Here is a 25,110-nt window from a genome sequence, read left to right on the forward strand (position 1 = left end):
TCTTGCCGAAGATGGCGAGGATGCCCTCGGGCGCGATGGCGCCGGAGGCGATTGCGGCGGCAAGACCCGACACGTCGTCGGGGCTTGCCGTGGGGATGCGATGGACCTTGGCTGTGGGCATGGCGTGTCTCAGGCGAAGCCCGCATCGTCCTTGCGCCGCGCCCAGCCGATCACCCGCCCTTCGATGAGGGAGAAGATGGCGTAGAGGCCGACGCCCAGCAGCGCCAGCACGAGCAGCCCGGCGAAGACGAGGGGCACATCGAAGGAGGAAGAGGCGATCATCATGAGGTTGCCGATGCCCTGGTTCGAGGCCACCGTCTCGGCGATCACGGTGCCCACGAAGGCGAGCGTCACGGACACCTTCAGGGAGGCGAAGAAATAGGGCATGGCGCGGGGCAGGCCGACATTGAACAGAATGTCGAGCTTGGTGGCCCTGAGCGCCTTCATCACGTCCTCCAGCTCCGGCTCCGTGGTGGCAAGGCCGGTGGCGACGTTCACGACGATTGGGAAGAGGCTCATGATCATGGCGGTGAGCACCGCCGGCACCGTGCCCGCCCCGAACCACAGGACGAAGATCGGCACGACCGCCACCTTCGGGATGGAGGAGAAGCCGATCAGCAGCGGATAGCCGGTGTCATAGGCGAGGCGCGAGGAGCCGATGAGCACGCCCAGCAGCACACCGGAGATGATGCCGAGGGCGAAGCCCACCAGCGTGGTGTAGAGCGTCTGCACCGTGTGCGGCCAAATGGCGGGAGCCTGCAGCCAGAGTGTTTCGAACACCTGGCTCGGCCGCGGCAGGACGATCTCTTTGATGTGGAAGATCACGCAGGCGAGTTCCCAGACGACGAAGAAGCCGATGATGACGGCAGCTGAATTCAGGCGGCGGCGCAGGGCGTAGGTCATGCGGCGCTCTCCACTGCGGCGTCGGGCGCGCGGGCTGAAACGATGAGTTCGCGCAAACGCTGGGTGAGGGAGACGAAGCCCGGTTCGTAGGTCATCTCGATGGTGCGGGGGCGGACGAAATCCACCGCGCAATCCTCGACGATCCGGCCCGGCCGGGCGCGCATGACGCAGACGCGATTGGCGAGGTAGCCGGCTTCCTTGAGATCATGGGTGACGAGCAGCACGGTCGGCCGGCGCGTCAGCCAAAGGTCCTGAAGGATCGCCCACAATTCCTCGCGGGTGAACTGGTCGAGGGCGCCGAACGGCTCGTCCAGCATCAGGAGCTGGGGGTCGTGGATCAGCGCGCGGCAGAGCGAGGCGCGCTGGAGCATGCCGCCGGAGAGCTGCCAGGGAAACTTGTCGCCGAAGCCTGCGAGGCCGACCTGTTCCAGCAGGGCGTCGGCGCGGTCGCGGAACTCGGTCTTCTTCTTGGCGCGATATTGCTGCCGGAAGGGCGGCACGATCTTCAGCGGCAGCATCACGTTCTGGCGGATGGTGAGCCAGGGCAGCAGGGTCGGGTTCTGGAAGGCCATGCCCACCCGCACCGGCTCGGCGCCGACCTCGCGCTGGGCCACGAACACCCAGCCGGCCGAGGCGGGGATCAGCCCTGTCACCAGCTTGAGGATCGTGGACTTGCCGCAGCCGGAGGGGCCGACGAGGGCGACGAAATCGCCCTTGCCGACCTTGAGATTGGTGGTGCCGAGCGCCTCCACTGTACGATCGCCGTGGCCATAGGTGAGGCGCACGTCCTGGAGATGGACGAAGGGAGGGGCATCCTCATTCATGCCGCCGCCTCCGGCCGGTGGGCGATGACGGCCGCCATGGTCTCGTCCGTGTGCAGCGGCTTCGCCTCTGGCATCTGCTGGATGGCGTGGACCGAGCGACCGTGGCCCTTCGTCTCCGCCACCAGCGCGCGATCCTTCATCACGAAGCGACCGCGCACCATGGTATGGCGCGGCAGGCCCACCACGCCCCGTCCGTCCCAGGGGGAGATCTTGGAGCGGGACTGGAGATCGGCATCGCGCAGCGTCCAGGCGTGGTTCAGGTCCACGAAGGCGAGGTCCGCGTCGGCGCCGGGCAGGATCGCGCCCTTCTTCGGGTAGAGCCCCCACACCTCGGCCGGGTTCACCGCGCTCCAGCGCACATAGTCGCGGATGTCGTAGCGGCCGGCCGCCACCTCGGTGAGCATGAGCGGCATCTGCGTCTCGACGCCGGGGAAGCCGCAATCCACGCTCCAGATGTCGGCGCGGGTCTTCTCCTCCGGCGTGTGTGGGGCGTGATCGGTGGCGATCATGTCGATGGTGCCGTCGAGGAGGCCGGCCCAGAGCGGTTCGTTGTTCACGCTTTCGCGCACCGGCGGGTTGACGCGGATGATGCCGCGGCAGCGGGCGTAATCGTCCTCGCCCAGCATCAGGTAATGCGGGCAGGTCTCGCCGGTGATGTCGACGCCGCGCGCCTTGGCATCGCGCAGCGGGCCGAGTTCTGCGGCGGAGGAAATGTGCAGGATGTGGATGCGCGCGCCGGTCCATTCGGCGAGGATGGCGGCGCGGGCCACGGCTTCCACCGCCACAACGGCGGGGCGGGAGGCGAGATGGGCGAGCGGATCGTTGCGGCCACTCTCGGTCAGGCGCTTCTGGCGCCGTTCCATCACCGAATTGGTCTCGGCATGCAGCGAGATGCGCTTGCCGGTGGGCGCCACCATCTCGAACGCCTCCAGCATGGCCCCCGTGGAGGGCGTCGGGATGCGGCCGAAGGTGTTCCCCATGTAGCACTTGAAGCCGATGATCCCGGCCTCGATCAGCTCAGGCACCTTGTCGATGGTGTCCTCGCCGAGCACCGCATAGAGGCCGTAGTCCACATGCGCCTTGGAGGCGGCGATGGCGTGCTTCTCCTTGAGCGTCTCCCCATCCGCCACGGTGGGGATGGTGTTGGGCATGTCGAACACGGTGGTCACGCCACCGAACGCCGCGGCGGCGGTGCCGCTCTCGAAGTCTTCCTTGTGGGTGTAGCCGGGATCGCGGAAGTGCACATGCACGTCGATGGCGCCGGGCAGGATGTGGAGGCCCGTGGCGTCGAAGGTCTCCTTCGCCTCCGGCATGGCATCGGGCGCGCCCACGGCGACGATCGTCTCGCCGCGGATGGCGATGGAGGCCTCGATGACCGTCTCGGGGGAGACGATGCGCCCGCCATGGATGACGAGATCGACCGGTTCGTTCATGTCATCCTCCTCAGAGCATCGCCCAGCCGCCGTCGACCGGCATGTCGATGCCGGTGAGCTGGCGGGATACGTCGCTGGCGAGGAACAGGCAGGCATTGGCCACGTCCTCGTCGGTGGTCACGCGGCGCAGCGCATAGTCCGCCGCGTGGCGGGCCATGGCTTCCTCCAGCGTGATGGAGAGCTTCTTCGCCATGTCGGCGCAGACCTTCTCGCGGAAGCGCGGGCCGTCCACCATGCCGGGCTCCACGCAGTTCACGTTGATGTTGTGCTGGCCCACCTCCAGCGCGAAGCTCTTGGTGACGCCACGCAGTCCCCATTTGGAGGCCGAATAGGCCATGCGCCCGGCCCGCCCGCGCATGCCGAAGGTGCCGCCCACATTGACGATCTTGCCATAGCGGCGCTCGATCATGGTGGGCAGCACGGCGCGCATGGTGTGGAAGCAGCCGTTCATGTTGAGGGTGACGATCTCGTCGAACTCCGCGGGCGTCGTCTCCACGCCGGTCTTGCCGATGGGGCCGGAGCCGCCGGCCACGTTGACGAGGATGTCCACCGTGCCGAAGGCTTCGACCGTCCGTGCGGCGGCGGCATCGCAGGCATCGGCGTCGGTCAGGTCGCAGGCGATGACGATGGCCTCGGCGCCGGCAGCGCGCAGCTCGTCGGCGATCGGCGCGATGGCCGCCGTGTCACGGCCGATGAGGGCGAGGCGGCAGCCTTCGGCCGCGAAGGCGCGGGTGATGGCGGCGCCCATGCCCTTGGCGGGGCCGGTGATCAGCGCGACGCGATCCTTGAGCTTGAGATCCATGGGAGGTCCGTTGGGTAGGGGGCGGGCGCCGCTCCGCTCGCGGGAGCGGCGCCGGGTCGGGACGTCGGAACGTCTGGTTCAGGACTGCTCGTTCAGAACAGCTCGTTCAGAACAGCTCGTTCAGAACAGCTTCTTGGGCAGGTCCGCCACCGGCGGCAGGAAGGCGGGATCGAAGATCTGTGAGGCCTTCGGCGTGGTGGGCAGCTTGTTGGCGTCCACCAGGATGTCGATGGAGTCCTGGAGGCGCTTCATGTCCACGTTGCCGAGGCCGATCTTGGCGATCTCCGGGTGGTTCATCTCCGCCTTCAGGGTGGCGTCGAGGCGCTCCTTCTCCACCGGGATCTTGATGAGCGGCTCACGCTTGGCGACGGCGGCCACGGCGGCGTCCGGGTCCTTCAGGGTGTCGATGACGCCCTTGTTGAGGGCGCGCAGGAAGCCCTTGATGGCCTCGGGATTGTTCTTGATGAGATCAGCGGAGACGATGATGCCGTTGGAATAAAGATCCATGCCGTAATCGCCGAAGTTGATGTAGCGCAGCTTGTCATCGCCGGCGCCGATCAGCTTGGCGGAGAAGCGGATGGTGTTCACATAGCCGAACACGCCGTCCACCTGGCCCTGCATCAGCATCTGCTCGCGCAGGTTGGGCTGCATGTTGGTGATCTTGATACCGGAGCAGTCGATCTTCGCCATCTTGCAGAAGGCCGGGAAGAGCTTCAGCGCGCCGTCATTGGCCGCGCCGCCGAGCGTCTTGCCTTCCAGATCCTTGGGCGTCTTGATCGGGCTGTCCGCCTTCACCGCGATGGTGAAGGGCGGCTGGTTGAACATGATGTAGACGGCGACCGGGGCGCCCTCCGGCTTCTTGGCGGCGAGCTCGATGAGCGCGTTCACGTCGCCGAAGCCCATGTCATAGGTGCCGTTCGCCACCAGCGGCACCGCGGCGCCGGAGCCGTTGCCCTGGTCGAAGGTGACGTCCAGGCCCTCCGCCTTGAAGTATCCGCGGTCCTGAGCCAGGAAGAACATGCCCTGCGGGCCCTGATACTTCCAGTTGAGCACCATCTTCAGCTTGGTGTCGGCGAGGGCCGGCAGGCCGGCGGCGGCCGTCGAGGCGACGCCGAGGGCAAGGGCAAGCGCAAGGCGTCGCGAGAGTGTCCGGAGTGTCATTCTGAAGGTCCCGTCTGGCTCTGGTTATTGTTGAGGCTGGTCTTCAAGGGCGGCGAGGAGGTCGCCGCTCGAAAGCGTCACGCCATAGAGCTGGCGCACGAGGAAGAGGATGGCGTCCGACACATAGGCCGGTGAGACGGTGGCGCAGGCGTCTTCGACCAGCAGGCAGCCATAGCCGCGAAAGCTCGCGTCACAGAGCGTGGAGAACACGCAGCGGTCGATGTTGACGCCCGAGAACAGCAGCGTGTCGATGCCGCGGTTGCGCAGGATGGAGTCCAGCTCGTTGTCGTGGAAGCCGGACAGGCGATGCTTGTGCACCACGAGGTCGCCCGGCTCCGGCGCCAGCGCGTCGATGGTCGCGGCGCCCCAGTCGCCTTCCACGAGAATGCGCCCGCGCCCTTCCACCGAGGGATCGGCATAGACGGGCCGCGTGCCCGCGCCCGACGCCTTGGCGAGGAGCGGGGCCGAAAGCTCCGCACGGTCCGCCCGCACCCCCCAGTTCACGAAGATCACCGGCAGGCCCGCCGCCCGCGCGGCCGTCATCAGCGCCTGAAGGCGCGGCACGATGGCGAGGAGCGGTGAGGGATCGACGCCGAGGCGGGGAAACCAGCCATCGGGTTCGAGAAAATCGTTCTGCATGTCCACGATGACCAGCGCGGAGCGGGCGAGGTCGATCTCGGCCGGCTGCGGCGCGCCGGGGATCGTGACCGGCCGGGGCGTGGGCACGGGACGGGCGAAGCGCAGCGGGGGAGGGCTGGACAGGGACATGGGGCGCTCGCGGCAGGCTGGAGAGGGGCTCTCCAAACGGATGGAGACTGGCATGGGTCACTGATGCGATCCATTGCCGATTATTCCACATGCTGTAGCCTAAAAGGCTACGATGGGTGGAGACGGCATGCGGCACCTCAGATTCCTGCGCTACATGGACGAGGTGGCGCGCACCGGCTCCATCCGCGGTGCGGCCGACCGGCTCAACGTGACGCCCTCCGCCCTCAACCGGCGCATCATGGATCTGGAGGAGGAACTGGGGCTGAAGCTGCTGGAGCGGCGCCCCCGCGGCGTTCGCCTCACCTCGGCCGGCGAGGTCTTCCTCACCTATGTGCGCGAGCAGCTGAATGACGCCGACCGGATGCGCTCGCAGCTCGAGGATCTGCGCGGCCTGCGCCGGGGCACGGTGCGGATTGCCTGCAGCCAGGCGCTGGCCCACGATTTCCTGCCCCGGCAGATCGGCGCCTTCCGCAAGCGCTATCCGCTGATGACGTTCGAGGTGATGGTGGTGGACCATGAGCGGGCCATGGGCCTGCTGGTGGACTATGTGGTGGACCTCATCCTCGTCTTCCGCCCGCCCTTCCTCGGGCGCCTCAGGCCGATCATGACCCTGCCGCAGCGGCTCGTGGCGCTGATGAATGCGGACCACCCGCTCGCCCGCAAGGCGAAGCTGCGCCTCGCCGACTGCACTGGTCATCCCCTCGCCTTACCGGAATTCTCCACCGGCGGGCGGCAGATGATCGAGGAGCGCCTCTCCCGCGCGGGGCTCAAGCTGTCGGTGGCGGCCGAGACCAATTCCTTCGAGCTGCTGCGCGGCCTCGTCGCCCATACCGGCATGATCTCGTTCCAGATCGAGATCGGTGCCGAGCCGGACGCCATGCCGCCCGGCATAGTCGTGCGCCCGGTGGACGAGCGCGACCTGCCGAGCGCCGACCTCGTGCTGGGCCAGCTGCGCGACCGCAACCTGCCTCTGCCCAGCGCCCAGTTCGCCGAGCACCTGGCGGGCGCGTTGCGCGGGCGCATGGAGGTGCCGGCGGGGTAGCGCAGGGCCTCCGCTTCTCCGCTGCATCCTCAGCCGAGCTTCACCGCCCCGATCTGCATGAGGACGCCCAGCCGATCCACTTGCAGCCATGCCCGCGTGAGCTTGCCCCGGTCGGCCTCATAGATGGCAATGCCCTGCTGAACCGCGACCTTTCCGGTGGGGGCGAAGCCGGACAGCGGGCCAAGCTGCGCCGCCTCGAAGCGCCAGCGGACGCATGCCTTTTCACCGACACCGAACAGATCCTCGATTTCGAAGCGAAGGTCGGGAAAGGCCCCAACCATGCGCTCGATGGTCTGCCGGAATCCGGCCGGACCCTGTTCACCATTGGATCCGATGAAGCCGTCTGACAAATAGTCCGGAAGCCGATCGAGCCGGCGCGGATTGAGGCAATCCTCATAGAGGGATCTCACGAGTTCGGTGGGAGTCATGGCCGCGTCCTCATTGACAGTATGTTGTCAAATTGTATAAATGACAGCTTGTTGTCAATTTGCATCGAAGCCGGGGAAGGCCGTCGTGGATCGCAGGAAGAATGAAGAGCTGAGCCGCCTGGTCTGGGACATCCTTCAGGTGTCCAACCGGCTGGTCGAGGCCGGCAACAGGCTCAGCGCGCGCTTTGGCCTGACGGCTGCGCGATGGCAGGTGATGGGCGTCATCGTCCATGACCCTTCGACCGTCGCCGATGTGGCGCGGCGTCTCTCCCAAACCCGGCAGAACGTCCAGCGGCTCGCCGATGAAATGGTGCGCCTCGGGCTCGCGGCCTACCATCCCAATCCGCGGCATGCCCGCGCCAAGCTGCTCGAGCCCACTCCCCAGGGCGCCGATGCCTATCGCATGCTGATGAAGGTGCAGGCCAAATGGATCGAGGCGCTTTCGACCACCATCCCGGCCGAAGCCATCGCGCCCGCGCACACTCTGCTAGAGGCGCTTGGTTCGGCCTTGGAACGGGGCGAAGGCTGAAGCCGGACGTCAGTTCGGATCGCGGGTGGTGGCCGTATTCCCGGCCAAAATTCGCCTAGACGGCATCCGCCTTCACGGTCTCGACTTCCAGAGATCTGACGACCTTGCGCAGCGATTCCAGATATCGAGAGGCCGCGACTGCAGTCGTCATCGCCGACGCAATGTAGACGACGCTCAGGCAGCCCAGAAGACCTTGCGCGCTGCGGATCGGAACCGCGATCCCGGCCATCTTCGGCTCTTCCGTCCAGTTCATGTGGTTGAAGCCATATCCCTGCTGCGCCACGCGGGCGAGCAGATCGTTCAGGGCTGGGCGGTCGCGGGCCAGCCGGCATTCCATCCGCGGTTGTCTGGCGAGAAAATCGATGATGCGTTCGCGTTCATCCTCGGGACAGAAGGCGAGATAGGCTGTGCCGCTCGCTGTCTGGAGCATGGGCAGGCGCCGGCCGATCATGGAGCGGTGGAAGGAGAGTTTGCTGAAGCGGTGGGTGGTCTCGCGCACCACCATGGCGTCCACGTCGAAGGTGCACAGGGCCGTCGGCCAGCCCACCTCCCGCAGCAACTCGCCGAGCAGTGGCGATGCCAGCGCGGAAATCCAGTGTTCGTCGCGAAAGCCCTCGCTGAGTTCGCGCACCCGAAGGTTCAGGCCGTAGCGATCATCGGCCCCTCTGCGCCGGACATAGCCTTCGCTCTGCAACGTCTCCAGAAGCCGCTGCACGGCGGTGCGGTGCAGCTTGGTCTGCTCCGCGAGTCGCGCGACGTTTGCGCCTCCATCAATGCGGTTGAGGACATTGAGGAGCGCGAGCCCGCGGCTCAGCCCCCGAACAGTCTTGTAGCGGCTTGCCTCCGCCATGTGGTTTCGCTCCCGCGCTTTTCGCCAGCATAGACCAGGCGCGATGTGTTCCGCACGGCTGTGGGCGATGTGCCGGGAGCGCGGTCTGACCGTTGTCGCCGACGTGCATGTCCATCCCGGCGATTCCGGGCAGAGTAACTCCGATCGCGCCTATCCCATGGTATCGCAGGCCGGGCATATCGCGCTGATCCTCCCGCGCTTCGCGCGCAAGCCGATCCAGCACGACGACATCGGCATCTACCGTTACCTCGGCGGCGGCGCTTGGCACACCGTGCCGCGTGTTCAACGTCGCCAATTCTTCAACATTGGAGTTTGAGGATTGCGATGATCACTTTTACCCCTGCCGACGAGATGCATCGGCTCGCCAAGCGAGCCATGGACAATGGCACGGTCGCAAGCCGCCAAGAGGCCGAGGCTCTGCTACGCTGCTATCGGATCGCTTTGTCCATAGGACCGGACGAGGCGATCGATCGTCATCATCAGGCCGCGCTGCTGACCGCAGTGGAGCTCGGCCGGCGCGTTTTTCTCGGCGGCGTAACCGTCGAGAAAGACCTTGATGTGCCGCTGAACGTTCCGGTGTCCCCCGGCCAGACGCTCCGACACGCCGTCGCGGCCGCAGGCGGCACGCTAGAGGCAGCGACCGCGGGCATCCCGCACATCTCGATCGGCGGTCTGGCCAAGCAAAAGTCAGATGGCTTCTCGATCAGGGCGGTATTCGATGGCTGGCGCGGCGGGATCGTGCCCGGTCACGCTGAAGGTCCTGACCGCGGCGAGATCGGCCCGATGGCTTTGGCGCCGATGCTCGCCGCCGCATTTGCGATCAACGAAGCATTCCTCCATCTTTTGGGCGACAGACCCTTCGCCGGAAAGCGAACCGCCGGACTCAATCTCTGGAACCTGTCGCGGTCGACCGACTGGATGTCGTGTGACGCGAGCACGCCGGAGCTCTCCTATCTTCCATCCCGCCTCTGGCTCATCGGCCTCGGACATCTCGGCAAGGCCTATCTCTGGGGACTCGGGCTTTTGCCATACTCGGCCGACGCGAAAGTGGAATTGCTCCTCCAGGACGTAGATGTGATCACCCCCTCGACCGAAAGCACCTCAATCCTCTCGGACCGCACGATGCTTGGCGAAAAGAAGACGCGCGTTACCGCCAATGGGCGGAACGGCGAGGATTCGCCACCGCCATCACCGAGCGACTGTTCGATGAAACCTGCCCCCGTCACCGCAATGAGCAGTCGATCTCGTTGTGTGGCCTCGTGAAGCGCTCCCCGTTTCTAGGCCACCCAGAGCTGGAAAATTCCGGGGTTTGAAGCGCTCCCTAAATCTAGGCCAGCCGGAGCTGGAAAATTCCGGGGTTAGGGCTCATTCCGGCGGGGATGCCGGAGAGCCATTCATGAGCGCGATCGGCGGCTTGTTGCCGATCGCGCTGTGCGGCCGGACCTCGTTATAGTCTCTACGCCAAGCCTCCATTTTCGCCCGCGCGTCGTCAAGGCTCATGAACCAGTGCGTGTTCAGGCATTCTGCCCGGAGCTTGCCGTTGAACGACTCGATGAAGCCGTTGTCCGTCGGCTTGCCAGGCCGCGAGAAGTCGAGCACCACGCCCTTCTGATAGGCCCACAGGTCGAGATCCCGACTGACGAACTCCGAGCCCTGATCCACCCGGATGCTTTGCGGATAGCCCACGCTGCGACAGATCCGTTCCAGGGTCAGCACGATATCCTCGCCCCGATAGCTGAACCGCGGATCCACCGCCGGCGAGAACCGCGTGAAGGTGTCGACGATGGTCAGAACCCGGATCTTGCGGCCCGTGGCGAGCTGGTCGTGGACGAAGTCCATCGCCCAAGTCTCATTGCGCCGCGTCGCCGGACGGCGGTCGTCCCGCAGCTTCGCCTTCACCCGGCGCTTGGGCACCTTGTTCCGCAACTGAAGACCCAAGTCTTTGTAAAGGCGATAGATCCGCTTCGGATTGACCGCCCAGCCCTCCCGACGCAACAGGATGTGCACCCGGCGATAGCCATATCGCACGCGCGTCTCGCAGATATCCTTGATCCGCTGGTTCAGCTCGGCCTGCGTGCCGCGCTTCGACTTGTAGGCATAGAGCGCGCGATCAACCGCCAGGGTGGCACAGGCACGCCTGGCCGACACCTTCCAGTCTTCCCGCAGCCCGTCCACAAGCGCGCGCTTGCGCGCAGGCCTCAGAGCTTTTTTGACAGCACGTCCTGCAACATCGCGTTGTCGAGCGACAGGTCGGCCACGATCCGCTTCAGCTTGGCGTTCTCATCCTCGAGCTGGCGCAGACGCCGCATCTCCGAAGGCATCAGACCCGCATACTTCTTGCGCCAGTTGTAGAACGTCGCGTCCGATATCCCGGCCTTCCGGCACACCTCAGCCACGGGTGTTCCGTCTTCCGCCTGCTTCAGCACGAACGCGATCTGCGCTTCCGTGAACTTCGACGCCTTCATGGAACTCTCCTCGTCCCCGGACAGGGGATCATAAGTGGAAAATTCCAGCTCAAACTGGCCTAAAAAACGGGGAGCACGTCAGAAGGTCGCGCGCGACATGGGGGCATCGGCATCATAGCGGGACGGCAGGAGATAGCGTGAGTTGCCGGCGCAGGTCTTGAGCGCAATCAGGATGTCGAGCGACTGTTGCGACAGATAAACGTTGTGCGCCTTCGATCGCTTCATGCGCTCCTTCGGGATGGTCCAAACGGCGCTCTCGAAATCCACCTCGTCCCAGATGGCGTCCTGCAGTTCGCTCTTGCGCACCATGGAGAGCAGGATCAGACGCAGGCCGAGGCGGATCGTTGGCAGGGTCGGCACATGCTCGATCTGCTGGAGCATGATCTTGATAATTTATCTTTTGGTTTTAGCCATCTTGATGGCCATGTCTGTAAGCATGGGGACGGCCTCGTTGACGATCGAAAGCGTCTTTTCGAGCCCCAATTTTACCGTCAAATCCGATACCGTCAATCAACACGAATAATCGTTATATAACAGTGCGCTAGGCTGATTCTCCATGGACCGCTTGTGTTTTCGGCCTGACGGTATGGCAAAAATCCTGCGGATGGCGAAAAACGCATACCGTCGCGCGCACCGTCAGAGTCCATCGCTTCAAGGCGATAAGCTCCGATACTGATAGATTGACTTCTTGTTTGATTTCAGCAGGTTATGAGGACGTGGCGATAGTTCGCGAAACGCTGCGAACCACATCATTTCATTCCCACTCGATGGTCAATAGGCTTGGGCGCGCGTTGTAATTAATAGGCTTTCTGCCTGCGCCTCAACTCCATACCAACTGCGATACCACCAAGCCGAGGGGGCTGGATTCGCGGATTCTCTACAGCGATTGTCCGGCCATTAGCACGTTCGCATCATAAACGAGCGTCGCGAAGGTTCGGCCTCTCGTGCACTACACTTATTGCTCCCCCTGTCGACCGCCGCGGATGCGCTCGTAGACCTCTCGCGCCAGGTGTTCCTGGGCGGCAGTGCGGAACTGCTCATCTTTCATCACACGGTTGAAAATCTCGTCATTGCCCTCCATTCGCTGGATGAATAGGTCGTCGAGGATGCGGCCGAAGAAGGTGGTAAAATTGGCTTCCGTATTGGCCTTTGCCGCTTCCACGACCTTTTCGTTAAGCTCGGCTGTGGCGCGGACCTGATCGAAAAAGAACTGGTCCGCCTCTGTGAAATCCGTACCGAAGCGTTCATTGAGCTGATCGACAAGGGTGGAGAGCGCTACCTCGATGTCCTTCTCCCGCCCTGTGCCGACATCGGTCGGCCCTTTGAGAGGATCGGCTTCGCCCTCAGACAGATCGATAGCGCCTTCGTTTACTTGCTGGAGGCGGAAGAACTTGAGCGCGACGTCATCATCGAGCGTGAACTTGGCGCCGTCACCCGGCAGCGGCAGCTTCGGCCCCAGGTTGCGCACGAAGGCGTAGAGCCGCTCCAGCTCCTCATCGAAGTAAGGAAGGATCTGAGAGAAGAAGCCGTAAAGGTTGCGAAAGGTCCTTAGAAGCCCCCGAAACTCCTCCTGCTCCGCCTCCTCGCGCTCCGTAAAACGGGCGACGCAGCGATCCAGGATCGCGTTCATCTGCTTGTGGTCCTGGCCGCTTGGATCGCGCCGTGCTTTGAACCAGACGGCGGCAAAGTCCGTCACGTCCTTGGGGGTGAAGATAGCCGGTTGCAGCAGTTTGTGATGCAGCTCGTTCAGCCGCTGCGGATCAGCGTTGTCACCGACTGGCGTTGCCTCATAGTACGGCTTGAATGCCAGGAAGATGTCGTCTTCCTCATTGCGAAAATCGAGGACGAAGGTTCGTGTCTTGCCGGGAGCAATGCGGTTCAGGCGGGATAGCGTCTGAACCGCCTGCACACCCGCTAGCTTCTTAACCACATACATGGTCTGCAACAGCGGCTGGTCGAAACCGGTCTGATACTTCTCCGCAACGATGAGTACCCGATATTCCTCGCCGGCGAAGCGTTCGGGCAGCTCGCGTTCGGGCAAGCCATCGTTCATGCCGACCTCGGTGAAGGCCGATCTTGGCTGGTCCGGATCCTCGACCTTGCCGGAGAAGGCGACCAGCGCTCGGATGCCGGTGTAGCCCTTGTCCTTGATGTAACGGTCGAACGCCTGCTTGTACTTGACAGCGGAGAGGCGCGAGGCGGTGACGACCATGGCTTTCGCCCGCCCGCCCAGCTCATGCATCACCTTCAGGCGGAAATGCTCGATGATTACCTGAACCACCTGCTCAATGTTGACGGGGTGCAGCTCCAAGAACTGGCCCAGCGCCTTGGCTGCTGCCTTCTTCGGCACCTCGGGGTCGTGCTCGACCTGCTTCACCAGACCGAAGAAGCGCTTGTAGGTGGTGTAGTTCTGAAGCACATCCAGGATGAAGCCTTCCTCGATCGCTTGCCTCATCGAATATTCGTGAAACGGCGCGGCGCCCGACGGCCCTGGCTCGTCGAATACGGCCTTGGTCTTGAACTTGGGCGTGGCCGTGAAGGCGAAAAAGCTGAGATTGGGTTGACGCGCCCGGCTCATCACCTCTTTGAGGATCGCCGCCTTGGCCTCCTCGGATAGCTCGCCGTCCTCCTCCTCACCGAGCTGCGCGGCAATGGCGTCGGCGATGCCGTCCTTGTTCAGGATGCCCTTGAGCGCCGCCACCGTCTCGCCCGATTGCGAGCTGTGCGCCTCGTCCACGATCACGGCGAAGCGCTTGCCGGTGGTGTTTAGCGTCACCCCTTCGCCCTTGTTCTCCAGGGTGCGGATCGCCTGGCTGATGAAGGGAAACTTCTGGATGGTCGAGATGATGATCGGCACACCACCGGCCAGCGCCTTGGCGAGTTGCTGTGTATTCTCCTCTATCTTCTCGACCACGCCGGTCTTGTGCTCGAACTGATAGACGGTGTTCTGCAATTGCTGATCGAGTACGCGCCGGTCGGTGATGACGATGACCGAGTCGAAGACCTTGGCATCGGCGGTGTCGTGCAGGCTGGCCAGCCGGTGCGCGAGCCACGCGATGCTGTTCGACTTGCCAGAGCCTGCGGAGTGCTGGATCAGGTAGTTGCACCCCGGCCCGTTGTCCCGCGCATGGCCGACGAGCTTCCGCACCGCGTCCAACTGATGATAGCGCGGGAAGATCATCGCTTCCCGTCGCACCTTGCGCTTGCCGGTAGGCGTATCCACCGTGCGCTCGCTCACGTCGAGGTGCATGAAGCGCTGAAGGATGTCGAGGAGGCTGTCGGCCCGCAGCACCTCGTCCCAGAGATAATGCGTCTTCCAATTGCCTTCGACCGGCGGGTTGCCCGCCCCGAAGTCGTGTCCCCGGTTGAACGGCAGGAAAACGGTTTCCGCGCCCTTCAGCTCTGTCGTCATCCAAGCTTCGTCGGGATCGACGGCGAAATGGACCAGCGCGCGTTCCTTGAATCGGAACAGTGGATCGCGACCGTCCCGGTCGGTCATGTACTGCTTGCAGGCACCCTCGGCGCGCTGGCCAGTGAGCGGATTTTTCAGCTCCACGGTGACGACCGGCAGCCCGTTCACGCTCAGCACTACGTCGATCACGCACGTGCGCGGGCCGCCATCGGGTCGCTTGAGCGCCTGTGAGGAAAAGGAGAGCTGGCGCGTGATGGTCAGCCGGTTGGCTGCGTAGCGCGCGGCGCTTTCCATATTCATGCCCGAATTAGGCTGGAACCAAGCAAGGCGCAGTTCCTTGCCATAGCACTTGAAGCCATGGCGCAGCACGCCCAGCGCCCCCTTGCTCCCCAGTTCCTTGGTCAGGCTATCGATCACAGTGGCGGCGGTGCGATCCTTCAGCATCGCTTCGAGCTGTCCCCAGCGCGCGGGCTGGCTGTCTCGGATAAAGCCGATCACGTCATCCGGGAACAGGGCTGTAGCGGGATCGAAGGCATCCGGTGCCCGCTTCCTGTAGCGGTCGCCGGTGATGAGACCGTGCTCGATGGCGGACTCGAAGGCGTGTTCAGTATGGCCGGCCATCCCCTAAATCTCCTGGATCGACGCGTTCTGGAGGCCAGGCAGAGGCTGCCCTTGAACTTCATCGAAGTGGTAATACCGGACCGAGGGGTCGGCGATTAGCTGACGGTTGCCATCGAGATATGCCTCAGGGTTCGTGTTGTCCGCGAAGACAAATTTTCGCAAACGAATAAGTCGTCTGTCACCCGTGTAATTTTCAATTGTTCGTTTCAGGCTGCTGACCCAACACACACCGGCCTTGAGCTGCGGGACGACCTTTTCTGCTGTCAGGCTTTTCGATTTGAACTCTATGCAGTCAGCATGAAAAGTACGACCGTTAACGTGGAAGACAACGAAGTCACATCGCTTAGACCAGGGTTTAGCCACGTCATTTAGAAAATGAAATAAGGCGGGCTTCGTCTTTTTCTGGGAATGTTCGAAATCGTCATTGTCGAGTTTGAATGCCATACCCAGTCCCGAAAGCAAAAGCTCAACTTTTCGCACTTTGGGCTTGACATCTTCCGGGCGGAAATATGTTTCCTTCAATATGATTTTGCCATCGGACCCATCGTGCATGATGTAATCACCATTCACGTAAGCCTTCAGGTGCTGAAAATAGGTTGCCGCATCAAGGCTCATTGAAGCCCCTCGATTTGGCCGGTGACGGCTGCGGTGATGAGGGCGGAGCGGTATTCCGTAAGCTTTTCGATACTTAGTTGCACTTTGTCTGCCTGAACATCGTGGGCGGCGATGCTGTCGTCGATGTACTTGGCGATCTCGACCTGATCAGACGGTGGCGGCAAGGTAACTAGGACCTCTTTCGAGGTCTCGACGTTGAAATGCTGCTGGAGCGCACCCTCTGATCCGATTGCGTATTGAGTGTGAGCGATATTGCTGTTCAAAAACCAACCCACATATCGCCCGGACGCACAATGCGGGCGCCGTATTATGACCAAGTCGATGCAGTTTGAGCCCGCTAATTCTTCCGGTACTATGGCTGTAGTTCCTGGCGCGCCTGTGCGGACGGCGACAAGGTCGCCCGCGCGGAGCATAGACTTTATATTAAGATGGTGTCCTTCCTGAGTGATGTTCCGGGTATCGGAAAAATCAAATCCCATCGTTCGGATGTTGAGGCCGCGGAGCGCAAGGATACCTTCGTCGGCATAATAGGCGGCTGGCGTTACAACGATGCCGACCGTTACGCGCGGAGAGATGTATTTCAACCGCTTCACCTCCCAATGCGCCGGGATCTGGCCCAGCCAGTCGATGTCGCTGTCTTTCATGGGGGCCGCGGGGTCGAGGCCTTTGGTGACGGCCTGGGTGATGATCGCCTGCCGCTTCTCCGCCAGCCGATCCAGCAGCGCCCGCTTCTTTTCGATCAGCCCATCGATCTGCGCCGTCTTTTCATCCAGAAAGGCTGCGATACGCTTCTGAGTTTCGAGGGGTGGCCACTTCCAAGGCAACTTCAAAATGTCGGCAGGAAGAACGCGCTGATGGCTGCGCGTGGCCGATTGCACGATGGCTGACAGTCGATCCGTTACCTTCTCGCTGCCCCACAGATAGTAGGCATAGTGCTGGTCAAATTCGTCAGAACGGATCGGTATGAACTCGCTGGATGCTAAGGTCGGCAACTCGCCTTGCGGCTCGGCGATGCAGATCGTTTTCTTTCGCGGGTTCAGCTTTGAAACCAGCAAGGTCGGCGCTCGAATCAGCAACTTGGTGCTGTCAATGTCATCGGCCGGCTCTACCAGCGGACCGCCGGTCTCCTGCACCTGCGGAATGGAATAGTGGGCGACCAGTTCGCCCCTAAAGCGTTCTGGAGAGACGGTTTCCCGATATGGATAGCAAAGGAAATCAGCACGAAGCTCCTGCCAATCACTCGGAAAGTCGGCGAACCAATCAGCGTCACTCACGACACTAGCCCCTTAAGCAGCCCGGCAATCTCACTCTCCAGAGCCGCGATGTCCGTCTCGATTTCGGCCAGCGGGCGCGGCGGCTTATAGACGTAGAAATGCCGATTGATCGGGATTTCGTAGCCGACCTTGGTCTTGCCATAATCAACCCAGGCATCAGGCACATGGGGCAGCACCTCCGCCGCGATATAGGCGTCGATAGCCTCCCGCATGGCGTCAACCAGATCGTCATTGGGCATGTCCGGTCCGAAGCTCATCGGCAGAGGCAGTGCCGTGCCGGTCGGCAACGGGATGTTCTCGGTGTCGCGAACTTCGCTATCGGGCTCAGGCTGGCCCTTGCCGTTACGGCAGATTTCAGCTTTCGGGTCGCGCTCGCCCAGGGCAGCGAAGATCGCCTTCTTGATCGGCACCGGCAGCTTCAGCCCCGCGTGCTTAGCAGCGGCGTCCAAATCTGCCTCGAAACGATCGCGGTTCATGTAGCGCCCTTTGGGCGCCAGCTTCGCCAGCATGGCGCGGATCGCCGCCTGATGGGCGCGGCCCTCTTCCTCCTCCGCTTCCACGGCTTTGGCGTCTTTGCGCTTCTTCGACACCGCCAGCCCGGCGAAGACGGATTGGTCATCCAGCCGAGCGATGCGCTCCTCCGTCGCTTCGAAGTTGAGGCGCAAGGGCCGCTCGACCGTCACTTTGAGGAATCCGAACTCGCGGTTCTCGAAGATGCGGCTAACGACGCGCTCCTCAAGGTTACCGTTGATCGGCACGGTCTCACGCTCCCCGTCCCGGAAGTTTCCGTAAATCTCTGTCAGTCGGCGAATGTGTGCGTCTGACAGCTCGTTGCGCTTGTTGTTGAGGCTCTTCTTCATCTTGTCAAAGAAGCGCGTTCCGTCGATCAATTGCACCTTGCCGCGCCGCTCCGCGACCTTGCGGTTGGTGACGAGCCAGACATAGGTGAAGATGCCGGTGTTGTAGAAAAGCTGGTCAGGCAGGGCGACGATGGCGTCGAGCCAGTCATTTTCGATGATCCAGCGCCGGATATTGGATGGGCCGGACCCGGCATCGCCGCTGAACAGGGGCGAGCCGTTGAAGATGATAGCGATCTTCGATCCTTCGCCGCCCTTCTCCGGCGGATCCTTCATTTTCGAGATCATGTGCTGGAGGAAAAGGAGCGAGCCGTCATTGATCGCGGGCAGGCCCGCGCCGAAACGGCCGGAGAAGCCCAACTCCCCAGCCTCTCTTTCGACGACCTTCTGCTGGTCCTTCCACTCGACACCGAACGGCGGATTGGCGAGCATGTAATGGAACTGCCGGCCGGGGAAGCCGTCGGAAGTTTTTCCGTCTCCCAATGTGTCTCCGAGGATGATGTGATCTGTTTCCTCGTCTTTGATGAGCATGTCCGAGCAGCAGATTGCCCAGCTTTCGTCGTTGTATTCCTGCCCATATAGGCCGACATTGGCCTTCGTGTTGCCGGCTCGGATCGTCTCTTCGGAGACGGACAGCATACCGCCGGTTCCGCAGGCGGGGTCATAGATTTCCCGATAGACGCCGGGTTTGTAGACATCCTCCTCGCCGGTGTAGACGAGATGGGTCATCAGCCGGATCACCTCACGCGGGGTGAAATGATCGCCCGCCTCCTCGTTTGCCTGTTCATTGAAACGCATGACGAGGTGCTCGAACAGGTAGCCCATATCGATGTTGTCGATTCGATTTGGGTGCAGGTCGATACTCGCCATCGCTTGGACGATGGCGTAGAGCCGGTTACTCGAATCGAGTTTCTCAATCTGGTCGCCGAACTTGAACTTCTCGAAGATGCGCCGCGCCGTATCGGAGAAGCCGTTGATGTAGGCGACGAGATTGGGCGCGATGTTCTCGCTATCACCCAACAGCTTTTGGAAGGTGTAGGGGCTGGTGTTGTAGAGAGGCTGCTTGCGGTCTTGTCCGACGACGCGGGTCAACAGACGGGGAATGGCCTTCTCGGCCGTGCCGGCGGCGACAAGGCGGGCGTGTTCAGCCAGCACCGCATCTTTAGTCGGCTCCAGCACGCAATCCAGGCGCCGCAGCACCACTATCGGCAGCATGACCAGCCGGTATTGCGGCGGGCGATATGGCCCACGCAGCCGGTTGGCGATCTCCAAAATCTTTCCGGCAACTTCCTTGTGACGTTCAGTTAGCACGATTCCCCCTAGTCAAATCAGCGCAGTACAGTCAGGTGCCGTGTCTCGTGATTTGGGGAAGTGTATAAAAGATCCGAGGAAATCAGGGAAGATAGCGGTAGCTCCCTGTCTTGGGGCGAGCAGCGGCGGTTGAGCCGCGGCCGCAGTCCGATATTGAAAATTTCCGCCCTCGAAGCGGATTTTTCGGGACCACTCGGGGTAGCCGGCCCTCTCTTTGGCGGTGGTGGGGAGGTTTATAAAATTTGCGAAATACATAGCAAAGTTTAGCATATTTGAAAAAATGTAAACTCGACATGGGTTTGAAAATCGGCCAAAATACCAAGCATGGATATGCGTTCTGGCGGTAAGCTAAACCGACTCCAGCAGGAGCTCCCGGAAGGGCTTCTGGCCGATGCCGCCTGGATGGAGGCTCACGGCTATTCGTCGGCACTGCGCAGCCAGTATGTTCGCGCGGGCTGGCTCGATAGCCCGGCCCGGCGCGTCTATCGCCGGTCACGCACGCCACTCACCTGGCAGCAGGTGGCCGTCTCGCTCCAGACGGTGCTGGACCTTCCGCTGACCGTTGGCGGGCGCACCGCGCTCGAACAGCAGGGTTACGCCCACTACCTTTCGACAGCCGTGCGCGAGGTTCACCTCTACGGGCCGAAGCGCCCGCCGACCTGGCTGGCGGACCTACCGCTCGACGTGACCTTTCATTGGCACAACAGCCTGCGGCTGTTTCCCGGCGGCGCCGACGCACCGCCCGAGTCAGGCCCGGTCATGGTCAGCGCCGGCGGCCTGACCTTACCTGTCCGCTATTCCAGCAAGGAGCGCGCCGTTCTCGAATTGCTCGACGAACTGCCCGAGCATGAAAGCTTTTATCAGGCCGACGCCTTGATGGAGGGGCTGAGCGATCTGAGCCCACGCCGTTTGCAAGCCCTACTGGAGGCTTGCGCCAGCGTGAAGGTGAAGCGGCTTTTTCTCTACTTCGCCGACCGCCACCGCCATGCGTGGCGATCCCGGCTCGATGTATCCCGCGTCGATCTGGGTTCGGGCAAGCGCGTCCTCGCTAAAGGCGGGAAGCTCGATCCGCGCTACAACATCACCGTGCCGTCCGATCTTGGAGGTCCGTGAAGTTCATGGCCTTCCTGGACACATATCGGCAGCAGGTCGCCCTGCTCATTCGCGTCCTTCCTTTCGTGGCGGAGGAGCGGACTTTCGCGCTCAAGGGCGGCACCGCGATCAACCTGTTTGTGCGCGACATGCCGCGCCTCTCGGTGGACATCGACCTGACCTATCTGCCGGTCGAAGATCGGGCCGCATCGCTCGCGGCAATCAACGCCGCCATGCTGAGGATCAAGGGACGGATCGAGCGGGCGATCCCTGTCGCGCGCGTCAATGCTTCGCGTTCCGCCGCCGAGAATATCGTCACCAAGCTGATCGTTCGGACGAACGGCGTGCAGATCAAGATCGAGGTGACGCTAGTGCTCCGTGGTGCGGTCTATGATCCCATTGTAATGAGCGTGGTGCCCGTTGTCGAAGACGCCTTCGGCTTCGCCGAAATGCAGGTCGTGTCATTCGCCGACCTCTACGCGGGCAAGATCGTGGCGGCCTTCGACCGCCAGCATCCGCGCGATCTCTTCGACGTGCGCAGCCTCTTGGCAAACGAGGGCGTCGGCGAAGAGTTGCGCCGCGCCTTTCTGGTCTACGTCATCAGTCACAACCGTCCGATGGCCGAAGTTCTCGCCCCGACCCGCAAGGTGCTGGAGGAGGAGTTTGCGCGGGGCTTCGCCGGCATGACTCTGGAGCCTGTCGCGCTCGCGGACCTTGAGGCCGCGCGGGAAGCGATCATCGCCGCGATGGTGGCCGAAATGCCGGAAGACCACCGGCGCTTCCTTTCCGGTTTCAAACGCGGCGAACCGGCTTGGGCACTTCTCGGGATACCGGAAGCCCAGCATCTGCCCGCCGTCATATGGAAGCAGCACAACCTCGCCCAGTTGCCCGATGCCAAACGGCGCGAGTTGGTCGATGCATTGGAGCGCGTTCTCCTTCCCTGACCGCAACGCGATCGATGGGCGTGTCATTTGATGGGCTGATGCTCAGTTATTCTCGAACGCCTGCTTTCCCTTCGCAACCCACAGCGCCAGCGCCTTGTCGCGCTCTTCGCTTCGGAGCTTGTCGGCCATCCAGAGCAGTGCGCCGTAGATCATGGCGCGATCATCGCCGGTCAGGTCCACGATCCCGGCCTTAACCACGAGGCCGCCGAGTTCGATCAGATGCCGCGTCCGCCTGCGACGCTCGACCTGCCAGGTGCGCATATCATTCCGCGCCCGCGCTCCCTGATGCCGGTTGCGCGCCGCCCGGTTGCGGTTGAGCGCCACCAACGTCGCGGTCAGACGCTGATGCAGTTCGGCGTGTCCGCCCCTGAAAGAACGCGGCGCCACGCTTCGCCCATGCCTCCCTCTTTCCGGCGTCCTTGGTTTCGGCCAGCACAATCAGCGCGCCCGCCAGTTCGTCGGCGGTCAGCGCGTCGGCCCCTGTGGAGATGACCAACTCGCCGAGTTGCTGCACTTTGCGGGCCTTCAAGTCCCGTGCCTTGTCTTCCAGCGATTTCAGTTCTGCATCGAAGTCCCGTGGTTTGCGCATCATCGTCTCCATAAGCTGTCGATTGAGCGATGATAGTTGAGCGCCTGCCGAAATGCTTTAAGGGTGACGGGACGGCCTGGAACGGCGCGATCAGTCCCGAGAAATTAGTTTCGAGGGCGCGCTTATACGTCGTTCCGACGCGCGCTTCGCCATGGTGATGTTCGGATCGCGATGGCGATCTATCATCTTCACGTCAAGGTCATTGGCCGCAAGGCCGGCTCCAGCGCGGTGGCGTCCGCAGCTTACCGCTCGGCCTCGCGGCTGCGCGACGCGCGGATTGATCGCGTTCAGGACTTCTCGTCGAAGCGCGGTGTCGTGCACTCAGAGGTGTTGCTGCCCGACGGGGCGCCCGAGATGTGGCGCGACCGCGAGCGGCTGTGGAACGATGTCGAAGCCTTCGAGGTGAGGAAGGACGCCCAGCTCGCCCGCGAGGTCGAGTTTGCCCTGCCGCGCGAGATGAGTCAGGCGCAGGGGATCGCGCTCGCCCGTGACTTCGTCGAGGCGGAGTTCGTCGATCTCGGCATGATCGCCGATCTCAATGTGCATTGGGATAAGGGCGAGGACGGCATGGCCAAACCCCATGCCCATGTGATGCTCACGATGCGCTCGGTTGACGAGGACGGCTTCGGTCCGAAGGTGCGGGAGTGGAACGCGACCGAGATGGTGGAACGCTGGCGCGAGCGGTGGGCCGAACTCGCCAATGAGCGGCTGGCCGAGCTCGATATCGACGCGCGCATCGATCATCGCAGCCTGGAAGCCCAAGGCATCGCGCTGGAGCCGCAGAGCCAGATCGGCGCGCCCGCCCAGCGGATCGAAGCGGAGGGGGCGGAGGGGATAGAAGCCGCCGATCGGGCGGAACTGCATCGGGAGATCGCGCGCGGCAATGGCGCGCGCATCATCGCCGATCCGTCACTGGCACTGGAGGCCATCACCCATCAGCAATCGACCTTCACCCGGCGCGATATGGCGCGCTTCGCGCACCGTCACAGCGACGGCATCGAGCAGTTCAACGAGGTGATGGGTGCGATGGGCCGTGAGCCCGATCTCGTCGAGCTCCGCAAGGACGGACGCGGCGAGGACCGCTTCACGACGCGTCAGATGATCGAGGCCGAGCAGCGTCTGCACAGGGCTGCCGGGCTCATGGCGGACCGCGAACGCCATGCCGTAAAGGATACAGAGAGGAAGGCGGCTCTTCAGCGTGCTGAGCAGCGTGGCCTTGTTCTCTCCGGTGAGCAGTCTGACGCGCTGGCGCACATCACAGGCACGCGCGATCTCGGCATTGTCGTCGGCTATGCCGGGACGGGGAAGAGCGCCATGCTGGGTGTCGCGCGCGAGGCCTGGGAGGCGGCCGGTATGGAGGTTCGCGGCGTCGCGCTGTCCGGCATCGCGGCGGAAAATCTGGAGAGCGGATCGGGCATCACCTCCCGAACGATCACCAGCCTCGAACATGGCTGGGGGCAAGGCCGGGATCTGCTCACCTCGCGCGATGTTCTGGTGATCGACGAGGCCGGCATGGTTGGCACGCGCCAGCTGGAGCGCGTGCTGTCCCATGCTGCGGATGTTGGCGCCAAGGTGGTGCTGGTTGGCGATCCGCAGCAGTTGCAATCCATCGAGGCGGGAGCGGCCTTCCGGTCCCTCGTGGAGCGTCACGGTGGCGCGGAGATCAGCGAGGTACGCCGCCAGCGCGAGGACTGGCAGCGCGACGCCACGCGCGATCTGGCGACTGGCAGGATCGACGATGCTATCCAGGCCTATGAGAGGAATGGCATGGTCCATGCCGCTCAAGCGCGGGAGCAGGCGCGGGGCGAGCTGATCGAGCGTTGGGACCGCGACCGGCAGGCCGCACCAGACCGTAGCCGCATCATCCTCACCCACACCAATGACGAGGTGCGCGCCCTCAACCAGGCCGCCCGCGCGCGGATGCGGGAGGCCGGCGATCTCGGCGAGGAGGTGCGCGTCACCGTCGAGCGCGGCGCGCGTTCCTTCGCCAGTGGCGACCGTGTGATGTTCCTGCAGAACGAGCGCGGGCTCGGAGTGAAGAACGGCACGCTCGGCACCATCGTAGAGGTCAGCGCGCAGTCCATGTCCGTGCGTATTGATCATGGCCGGTCCGTCGCCTTCGACTTGAAGGACTACGACCGCATCGACCATGGCTATGCCGCCACCATTCACAAGGCGCAGGGCATGACGGTGGACCGCACCCATGTGCTGGCCACGCCCGGCCTGGATGCCCATTCCAGCTATGTCGCCCTCTCGCGCCACCGCGACGGCATGGAGCTGCACTTTGGCCGCGACGACTTCGCGGATGGGAACCGGCTGGTGCGCACCCTGTCGCGCGACCGGGCCAAGGACATGGCGTCCGACTACGAGCGGTCCGACCCGGCGCGGGACTATGCCGAGCGGCGCGGCATCACCTTCCGCCAGCGCGTCGTGGAGATGGCGCGCAGGGTCCCGGAGAAGCTGCGCGACCTAGTCGACACGCTCAGGCCGTCCGTGGATATGGCACGAGAAGCGCCAGCTGTGCGCGATGAGCTAGGAAACAAAGTCAGGCCAATCACCCAGGAGCGTCCCGAGGATCCAGAGGCGGTGCTGCGGCAGGCGCGAACCCGCGCGCTTGTTCGGCATGCCCGTGCGTGGGACGCGATCCTCTCTACGGCCGACGCGACCGGCCAGGGAACGCCCGAGCAGATTCGCGAACTCTCCGACGCCCGCAAGGAGTTCGAGCAAGTGCGTCCCCATGGCTGGCGGGATGCGGAGGCGGCCTATGAGAAGAACCCGGAGCTGGTGCACGAGGCGGCCGGCGGCAAGCTCAATCGCACCATTCGCGCCCTCCAGCTCGAAACGGAAATCCGGACCGATCCGGAGCGCCGCGCCGGTCAATTTGTCGAGCGCTGGAAGAAGCTCGACCAGCAGCGTCAACGCCAGTACAGCGACGGCGATTACTCCGGCTACAAGGCTACCCGCGTCCAGATGGGCAACATGGCGCGGAGCCTGGAGCGCGACCCGCAGCTCGAATCCCTGCTCGCTACGCGTAAGAAGGAACTGGGCATCAGCACCGAGACCGGTCGCAGTCTGGGTCGCGAACTCGCCCGGAGCCACGGCATCGACTTCGACCGCAGCCTTGGCCTTGGGCTCTAACCCGTCCGATGTACCGCCGCCGGTTCGCCACGCCCCACCAGCACCGTTCATC

At 63.2% G+C, this 25,110-nt stretch carries 22 protein-coding genes and 2 pseudogenes (1 of these 24 cut by a window edge); 7 read left to right on the top strand and 17 right to left on the bottom strand.

The window, feature by feature from the left end:
* The 7 genes and pseudogenes from D7006_RS02855 to D7006_RS02885 form a co-directional block, all read right to left on the bottom strand.
* Positions 1-121, bottom strand: a pseudogene (locus D7006_RS02855) (ring-opening amidohydrolase) (its annotated part extends 938 nt beyond the left edge of the window); the annotation flags it as partial.
* 8 nt (positions 122-129) lie between these two features.
* Positions 130-903, bottom strand: a complete 774-nt coding sequence (locus tag D7006_RS02860; RefSeq protein WP_237355467.1) for an ABC transporter permease — start codon at positions 901-903, stop codon at positions 130-132.
* Positions 900-1,727, bottom strand: a complete 828-nt coding sequence (locus tag D7006_RS02865; protein WP_237355468.1) for an ABC transporter ATP-binding protein — start codon at positions 1,725-1,727, stop codon at positions 900-902. The genes D7006_RS02860 and D7006_RS02865 overlap by 4 nt, the downstream gene beginning before the upstream one ends.
* Positions 1,724-3,160, bottom strand: a complete 1,437-nt coding sequence (gene allB, locus D7006_RS02870; protein ID WP_237355469.1) for an allantoinase AllB — start codon at positions 3,158-3,160, stop codon at positions 1,724-1,726. Before allB ends, D7006_RS02865 begins: the two co-directional genes overlap by 4 nt.
* A gap of 10 nt (positions 3,161-3,170) precedes the next feature.
* The gene (locus tag D7006_RS02875; protein ID WP_237355470.1) at positions 3,171-3,962 is read right to left on the bottom strand and encodes an SDR family NAD(P)-dependent oxidoreductase; all 792 of its coding nucleotides are present in this window, start codon (positions 3,960-3,962) and stop codon (positions 3,171-3,173) included.
* Positions 3,963-4,082: 120 nt separating this feature from the next.
* Positions 4,083-5,123, bottom strand: a complete 1,041-nt coding sequence (locus D7006_RS02880; protein WP_237355471.1) for an ABC transporter substrate-binding protein — start codon at positions 5,121-5,123, stop codon at positions 4,083-4,085.
* A gap of 24 nt (positions 5,124-5,147) precedes the next feature.
* Positions 5,148-5,891, bottom strand: a complete 744-nt coding sequence (locus tag D7006_RS02885) for a cysteine hydrolase family protein (RefSeq protein WP_237355472.1) — start codon at positions 5,889-5,891, stop codon at positions 5,148-5,150.
* 127 nt (positions 5,892-6,018) lie between these two features.
* Here D7006_RS02885 and D7006_RS02890 point away from each other — a divergent pair, with 127 nt between their 5' ends.
* Complete coding sequence (locus D7006_RS02890) at positions 6,019-6,933, top strand: LysR family transcriptional regulator (protein ID WP_237355473.1); 915 nt, start codon at positions 6,019-6,021, stop codon at positions 6,931-6,933.
* Positions 6,934-6,962: 29 nt separating this feature from the next.
* Here D7006_RS02890 and D7006_RS02895 read toward each other — a convergent pair whose 3' ends face one another.
* Positions 6,963-7,361 carry an ester cyclase gene (locus D7006_RS02895; RefSeq protein WP_237355474.1) on the bottom strand — a complete coding sequence of 133 codons (399 nt, stop codon included), beginning with the start codon at positions 7,359-7,361 and terminating at the stop codon, positions 6,963-6,965.
* A gap of 85 nt (positions 7,362-7,446) precedes the next feature.
* On the opposite strand from D7006_RS02895, the gene D7006_RS02900 reads away from it, so the two are divergent.
* Complete coding sequence (locus D7006_RS02900; protein WP_237355475.1) at positions 7,447-7,890, top strand: MarR family winged helix-turn-helix transcriptional regulator; 444 nt, start codon at positions 7,447-7,449, stop codon at positions 7,888-7,890.
* A 55-nt stretch (positions 7,891-7,945) separates the two neighbouring features.
* Here the strand turns inward: D7006_RS02900 and D7006_RS02905 are convergent, their stop codons facing one another.
* The gene (locus D7006_RS02905; RefSeq protein WP_237355476.1) at positions 7,946-8,740 is read right to left on the bottom strand and encodes a DNA-binding transcriptional regulator; all 795 of its coding nucleotides are present in this window, start codon (positions 8,738-8,740) and stop codon (positions 7,946-7,948) included.
* Between the two features lie 67 nt (positions 8,741-8,807).
* On the opposite strand from D7006_RS02905, the gene D7006_RS02910 reads away from it, so the two are divergent.
* Positions 8,808-9,056 carry a hypothetical protein gene (locus tag D7006_RS02910; protein WP_237355477.1) on the top strand — a complete coding sequence of 83 codons (249 nt, stop codon included), beginning with the start codon at positions 8,808-8,810 and terminating at the stop codon, positions 9,054-9,056.
* Positions 9,057-9,064: 8 nt separating this feature from the next.
* Entirely contained in the window at positions 9,065-10,003 is a 939-nt protein-coding gene (locus tag D7006_RS02915; protein WP_237355478.1) for a hypothetical protein, read from the top strand.
* Positions 10,004-10,105: 102 nt separating this feature from the next.
* Here the strand turns inward: D7006_RS02915 and D7006_RS02920 are convergent.
* The 6 genes and pseudogenes from D7006_RS02920 to D7006_RS02945 form a co-directional block, all read right to left on the bottom strand.
* A protein-coding gene (locus tag D7006_RS02920; protein ID WP_237355479.1) for an IS3 family transposase occupies positions 10,106-11,205 on the bottom strand; the annotation gives its coding sequence in 2 pieces (ribosomal slippage) (positions 10,106-10,953 and positions 10,953-11,205; 1,101 coding nt in all).
* An 81-nt stretch (positions 11,206-11,286) separates the two neighbouring features.
* A pseudogene (locus tag D7006_RS02925) lies at positions 11,287-11,595 on the bottom strand (tyrosine-type recombinase/integrase); the annotation flags it as partial.
* 565 nt (positions 11,596-12,160) lie between these two features.
* A complete protein-coding gene (locus D7006_RS02930) occupies positions 12,161-15,238 on the bottom strand; it encodes a type I restriction endonuclease subunit R (RefSeq protein ID WP_237355480.1) in 3,078 nt (1,025 codons plus the stop codon).
* A 3-nt stretch (positions 15,239-15,241) separates the two neighbouring features.
* The gene (locus D7006_RS02935; RefSeq protein WP_237355481.1) at positions 15,242-15,853 is read right to left on the bottom strand and encodes a hypothetical protein; all 612 of its coding nucleotides are present in this window, start codon (positions 15,851-15,853) and stop codon (positions 15,242-15,244) included.
* Entirely contained in the window at positions 15,850-17,127 is a 1,278-nt protein-coding gene (locus tag D7006_RS02940; protein ID WP_237355482.1) for a hypothetical protein, read from the bottom strand. Before D7006_RS02940 ends, D7006_RS02935 begins: the two co-directional genes overlap by 4 nt.
* Positions 17,124-19,295 (bottom strand): class I SAM-dependent DNA methyltransferase, encoded by a 2,172-nt coding sequence (locus D7006_RS02945; RefSeq protein WP_237355483.1) that lies wholly within the window; start codon positions 19,293-19,295, stop codon positions 17,124-17,126. Before D7006_RS02945 ends, D7006_RS02940 begins: the two co-directional genes overlap by 4 nt.
* A 324-nt stretch (positions 19,296-19,619) precedes the next feature.
* On the opposite strand from D7006_RS02945, the gene D7006_RS02950 reads away from it, so the two are divergent.
* Positions 19,620-20,408: a type IV toxin-antitoxin system AbiEi family antitoxin gene (locus D7006_RS02950; protein WP_237355484.1), complete on the top strand. Its 789-nt coding sequence runs from the start codon at positions 19,620-19,622 to the stop codon at positions 20,406-20,408.
* 5 nt (positions 20,409-20,413) lie between these two features.
* Complete coding sequence (locus D7006_RS02955) at positions 20,414-21,331, top strand: nucleotidyl transferase AbiEii/AbiGii toxin family protein (protein ID WP_237355485.1); 918 nt, start codon at positions 20,414-20,416, stop codon at positions 21,329-21,331.
* A 42-nt stretch (positions 21,332-21,373) separates the two neighbouring features.
* Here D7006_RS02955 and D7006_RS02960 read toward each other — a convergent pair whose 3' ends face one another.
* A complete protein-coding gene (locus D7006_RS02960; protein ID WP_237355486.1) occupies positions 21,374-21,592 on the bottom strand; it encodes a conjugal transfer protein TraD in 219 nt (72 codons plus the stop codon).
* 1 nt (position 21,593) lies between these two features.
* Positions 21,594-21,920: a conjugal transfer protein TraD gene (locus D7006_RS02965; RefSeq protein ID WP_237356838.1), complete on the bottom strand. Its 327-nt coding sequence runs from the start codon at positions 21,918-21,920 to the stop codon at positions 21,594-21,596.
* A gap of 171 nt (positions 21,921-22,091) precedes the next feature.
* On the opposite strand from D7006_RS02965, the gene traA reads away from it, so the two are divergent.
* Positions 22,092-25,058, top strand: coding sequence for a Ti-type conjugative transfer relaxase TraA (gene traA / locus D7006_RS02970; RefSeq protein WP_237355487.1), 2,967 nt, complete (start codon positions 22,092-22,094; stop codon positions 25,056-25,058).
* Positions 25,059-25,110: the final 52 nt, after the last annotated feature.

Source organism: Xanthobacter sp. YC-JY1 (genome assembly GCF_021730305.1).
In the GTDB taxonomy this organism is placed as follows: domain Bacteria; phylum Pseudomonadota; class Alphaproteobacteria; order Rhizobiales; family Xanthobacteraceae; genus Xanthobacter; species Xanthobacter flavus.